This is a genomic window from Prosthecobacter sp., from assembly GCF_029946185.1.
In the GTDB taxonomy this organism is placed as follows: domain Bacteria; phylum Verrucomicrobiota; class Verrucomicrobiia; order Verrucomicrobiales; family Verrucomicrobiaceae; genus Prosthecobacter.
This window is the reverse complement of record NZ_JAQSEA010000008.1, coordinates 4,045-8,903: the sequence shown is the minus strand read 5'-3', so window position 1 is coordinate 8,903 and position 4,859 is coordinate 4,045. Positions and strand designations below refer to the sequence as shown.

At 57.5% G+C, this 4,859-nt stretch carries 4 protein-coding genes; all 4 read left to right on the top strand.

The window, feature by feature from the left end:
- Positions 1-94: 94 nt before the first annotated feature.
- Complete coding sequence (locus PSV43_RS00315; protein WP_300192524.1) at positions 95-1,216, top strand: glycerate kinase; 1,122 nt, start codon at positions 95-97, stop codon at positions 1,214-1,216.
- 520 nt (positions 1,217-1,736) lie between these two features.
- Complete coding sequence (locus tag PSV43_RS00310) at positions 1,737-2,555, top strand: hypothetical protein (protein ID WP_300192522.1); 819 nt, start codon at positions 1,737-1,739, stop codon at positions 2,553-2,555.
- The gene (locus PSV43_RS00305; protein WP_300192520.1) at positions 2,522-3,229 is read left to right on the top strand and encodes a hypothetical protein; all 708 of its coding nucleotides are present in this window, start codon (positions 2,522-2,524) and stop codon (positions 3,227-3,229) included. The genes PSV43_RS00310 and PSV43_RS00305 overlap by 34 nt, the downstream gene beginning before the upstream one ends.
- Before the next feature lie 6 nt (positions 3,230-3,235).
- Positions 3,236-4,859: hypothetical protein (locus tag PSV43_RS00300; protein ID WP_300192518.1), on the top strand; the 1,624-nt coding region annotated here is incomplete at its 3' end.

The following is a 4,859-nucleotide window of genomic DNA, read 5'->3' as shown; positions in this document are numbered from 1 at the left end:
TCTTGACCTCTTGACCTCTTGACCTCTTGACCTCTTGACCTCTTGACCTCTTGACTGCTCCCAGCGCCTTGACCTCTTTCTCCCCCCTCCCCCCATGCGCATTCTCATCGCCATCGATAAATTCAAAGGCTCCATCCCGGCTGCCGTGGCCGCTCAGGCCATCGCCTCGGCCCTGAAGCTGACTTTGCCAGAGGCTGTCTGCGACCTCTGCCCCATCGCTGATGGGGGGGAAGGCACCGCGGAGGCCGTCGTCGCGGCTTTGAAGGGCGAGTGGTGTGAAACGGCCACCTTGGATGCGCAAAATCTCCCGGTCACCGCCCGCTATGGGCTGGTCCGTGCTGCTGGCTGTCTGGAAGCGATCATGGAAATGAGCGCGGCGTCTGGCCTCGCCATGGTCAGCGACCGCCCCCTGCACCCGGCCACGGCGAGCACGCAAGGCACGGGGTTGATGCTGCTGGATGCCATGGGACGTGGCGTGCAGCGCATCGTGATCGGCATCGGCGGCAGCGCCACGAATGACGCCGGGGTCGGAATGGCGGCAGCGCTGGGTTTCCGCTTTCTGGATGCTGCGGGCGCTGCGCTGGAGCCCGTGATCGCTAATATGAACCGGCTGGCCAAAATCGAGCGGCCTAACGCTGCGTTCCCGGAAATCCTGGTGGCCTGTGACGTGAACAATCCCCTGCTCGGCCCGCATGGCTGCACGCAGGTGTATGGCAAGCAGAAGGGTGTGGAGGACTTCGTGTTCTTTGAGAATCGGCTGCAGCACCTCGCGGAGATCGCGCAGCGGGATCTCGGGGTGGATCACCGTGACGTGCCCGGCGCGGGCGCGGCCGGGGGGCTGGGCTATGGCCTCATGACCTTCTGCGGGGCGCGGCTCACCAGCGGCTTCGATTTGATCGCGGAGCTCGTTGATCTGCGAAAGCGCATCGCCAGCGCCGATCTGGTCATCACCGGGGAAGGCAGGCTGGATGAGCAGACGCTGCACGGCAAAGGCCCCATGGGGGTCGCGGACATGGCGCGCGAACTTGGCAAACCGGTCGCGGCATTTGCCGGGGCCATCGAGGCGGAAGAGCAGCTCCGCACGCGGTTTGATCTGCTCTGCGCCATCAAGCCCAAGGACATGCCGCTGGCCGAGGCGATGCTGCGCGGCCCCGAACTTCTGGCCGCAGCCGTGACGCGCCAGAGTGCCGCGCTTGCGGGTCTGGGGGGTGGGTGAAAAAGCTCGGCGTTCCGATGTTCCGAGAAGGATCTGGGACATGGAAGTGCGCGCCAGCGTCTTGGAGTGCTCCAGTCCTCTGGAGCTTTTCGCGGGCCAATGGACACTCGGAAGTGGCGAAGGTCCGGCGCGTTGATTCTTCGGGCAGCCTGCGGCTGTCTAGAAAGCAGGAGAAGCGTTGGCTGCGAAAAAGTGGCGGGTATGTGCGGAGTTCGGCGTTCTTGCGGGGTGCTGCGGAATCAATTCCGCGCTCCTCAGCGGCTTTCAAACACGACCTAGTTCTACCTTGTTAAGAGTTTGGGATGAAGCGGCGCGTTCCTTGTTCCACAGGAACAAGGCTACTTTGCTGCGCCAGGGCGACAGCCCAAAGTAGCTCAGTTCATGTGGAACTGAGACTCCAGTTGCAGTGCAACTGGGCTTACTTTGAAGGCGGCTGGGGTGACCCGGCCGCTTTTTTTGGTGAGTGCGTGACGATGAAGTATGAATTTCGTTTACAACCTGAGCAAAACCGGGCTGATTGATGAAAGTCATGGATAGACAAAGACTAGAGGAAAATCTGAATCGTTTACAGCAGGATTTGGTGGCATATGCGCAAACCCACAACCTGCTCGCCAGTGCTGAGTGCCGGAAGATGGCGGATTCCATTTTGCTCGCTCACTCCACTTCGGACCTCAAATTTGAGACTCTTTGTCGGACGGGCCGACTGAAGTCACCAGCGAAGCTGCATGATGAAGGATACAAAACGTTGGAGCCAGACGCGGTGGAGCGGGTTCTTGGCACTTCAGAATTTGTCTTTCTCTATGCGGGAGCATTCTCCTTCCCCTCTAGCGGCTGCGGCCTGCTTTTCTCCTCCACTTTAGAAATCGCGCATTCAGCCGATGGTGCCGCCACGCCGTTCGACTCCGGTGGTCTCGTGAACCACTTCACCCGAGCCGACATGAGTGAACCTGTAGCGGCGTTCTTTTCACGCCACGAGTTGCCTCTTTCTGAACATCGGCACTTTCTGCATGACTGCTTACACCTCCTGTTCTCCGCTCCGCAAGACTATCTTGAAGGGCGGCCGGCCACGCATGCCGGATCTTTGGGGCTGAGCGGTGGCGATGCCGTGCGCCGGCATACGCATGAGGTGCGCATCCCACATGAGGTCCCCATTCGCAGCCAGCATTTGCAGGCCGTGTTCGTTCCATACAGGCTGACCATGCAGCCGGAGATTGAGAAGCTGCTGACTTGGTGCCTCGCAGAGGGATATGATGTGGTGTCGTATGGGGCCGACCGAGAAAATGATTTCACTAAACTGAAAACCGCATGTATTCAGTACTTGAGGAGACATCTATCCTGATTTCTCGAATGCCCGATCCACTGCCCATTTTCCAGGTCAAAATCGTCGGTTATGCCAACAAGCTGACGGAAAGCATGTTGCCAACGGTCGTACCGCCCGTCTTTCGCTCCATAGCGAACCCTGACCACTTTTTTCTTCCTCCGTATGTGTTGAAAGATGGCCATCTCTGGAGCGACCAGAAACGAGATGCCAGAGAGCTTCGGCAACTGGAGGAACGAGGTGACGTGACGCTTTTTGCGGAGCCACCTCTAGAGGCAAAGCCTGACTACGAACTGTGGATCGATTCGGAAAACCAACGCCATTATGAGTCGAATTCAGACGCGGAAGAAGCACTACAGGCCATCGCCGAGCAGTGCATCAGCGAGGCGGAAGAAGCCCTGAAAACGGGAGACTACACCACGGCCAAGAACGCAACCCGCAAGGCCATGTGCGCCAATGACCGGCTCATTGAGCCGCTGGCCATCCGTGCCGCTATTGCACAGAAAGAGAATGAACTGGGGCAGCTGAATTTGATGTTCCATCTCGTAGGCTCGCGCTCCACCAAGGCTGGATTTAAACTGATGGTAGCCGGTTATGAGGAAATCCTGGCCAGTGCAACGACCTGCGCCCGACCTGCGGCCGATCTGTTCACATGCCATCCAATGCATAACATAGCCCTCCAACGTGCGGCTTGAGATTTCATGAGCGGGTTCCCCTATATTTTCACCTTCTACAGCTACAAGGGTGGTGTGGGACGCAGCATGGCGCTGCTGAACACCGCCTACACCCTCGCCAGTTGGGGCAGACATGTGCTGATCGTTGACATGGATCTGGAAGCTCCCGGCCTCAGCGGCTTTTTGCACCGGCAAAATGAACTGGCTCCGGCACAGGGCAGCCATTCGCTCGATATTCTTACTCTGCTGGGGCAAATTGTCACTGAGGTGAAAGAAAGCAGGGAGCCGAAAGACATCGCCGCCAGCCTCCCTCCCTTAGACAGTTATCTCCGCTCGGTGGCCGCGAAAAATCTGGAGCTTCTTGCACCAAAGTTCGGCAAGGTTGGCCGTCTGGACATTGTGGCTGCAGATATGGAGCGGAACTGGTGCGGACGTTTGTCCGCACTAAGCTTAAATGAACTGCCACAGGATCAGTTGATTCAAGTGAGCAGCGCTTTGCACTTTTACTTCAAGTCGCACCGCTTCCCGCACCGTCCTTATGGATTGGAAGATTTTGAACCCACCGAGCCAACCCCCTACGACTACATTCTGATCGACAGCCGCACTGGCATCACTGAGGTGGGAGGTCTGTGCGTTGGCCCGGTCGCGGACCGTCTGGTTGTTCTCTCAGCCCTCAATGATCAGAACATCGAAGGAACCCTCACCTTCCTGCAAGAGTCAGGCATCCAGGCGGGGCCTAGAAATGACAAATCCATTCCTTGGGACGATGTCGATGTACCAGGTCAGGACGAAGCTCCCGCACTTGGCCCCAAGCCCACCATCTTAGTTGCCAGCCCCGTTCCAAACGGCGAGATCGACTTTAAAAAGCAGCGCCTGGATGAGTTGAAGAACAAAATCGGAATTCATCCGGTGCGACTTTCCTACCATCCGCAGATGGCGCTGATGGAAAGCGTGTTTGTCAGAGACTATCAGGACGAATATCTGGCCCGTGAGTACCTGAGTCTTGCAGGAAGACTTATTCGCCAAGTGTCCGACCACCCGACTCAGATTTTGGCTCGTCACCAAAATGAGAATCGCGGGGTTGCCAACCTCGAATTCATTGATGCATCTTTGAAAATAGCCTCGCAAGAGCCTGATCTTGGTTTTGCCTTACTCGCTCAAATTTCGAATGGTTTCGCACCCAAATCAGATTTTGAGTATTTGGCAGCGCGCCGAATTCACGCAACTTTGGCTGTTTCACCTGAAATTCGTGTAAATGCGCTCAGCAACTGGGGCAATGCGCTCTCGGATCAGGCGAAAACCAAACAGGGAGCTGAGGCCGACCGGCTCTGGCAGGAGTCCTATGCCAAATACTCCGAAGCCGTTCGCATCAAGCCGGACAAGCATGCGGCTTTCAACAACTGGGGCAATGCGCTCTCGGATCAGGCGAAAACCAAACAGGGAGCTGAGGCCGACCGGCTCTGGCAGGAGTCCTATGCCAAATACTCCGAAGCCGTTCGCATCAAGCCGGACAAGCATGAGGCTTTCAACAACTGGGCCGCTGCGCTCTCGGCACAGGCGAAAACCAAACAGGGAGCTGAGGCCGACCGGCTCTGGCAGGAGTCCTATGCCAAATACTCCGAAGCCGTTCGCATCAAGCCGGACAAGCATG

What these genes read in the sequence shown, in the direction of transcription:
- PSV43_RS00310 (WP_300192522.1), top strand. Translation starts at nt 1,737, where the DNA reads ATGAAAGTCATGGATAGACAAAGACTAGAGGAAAATCTGAATCGTTTA.
- PSV43_RS00305 (WP_300192520.1), top strand. Translation starts at nt 2,522, where the DNA reads ATGTATTCAGTACTTGAGGAGACATCTATCCTGATTTCTCGAATGCCC.
- PSV43_RS00315 (WP_300192524.1), top strand. Translation starts at nt 95, where the DNA reads ATGCGCATTCTCATCGCCATCGATAAATTCAAAGGCTCCATCCCGGCT.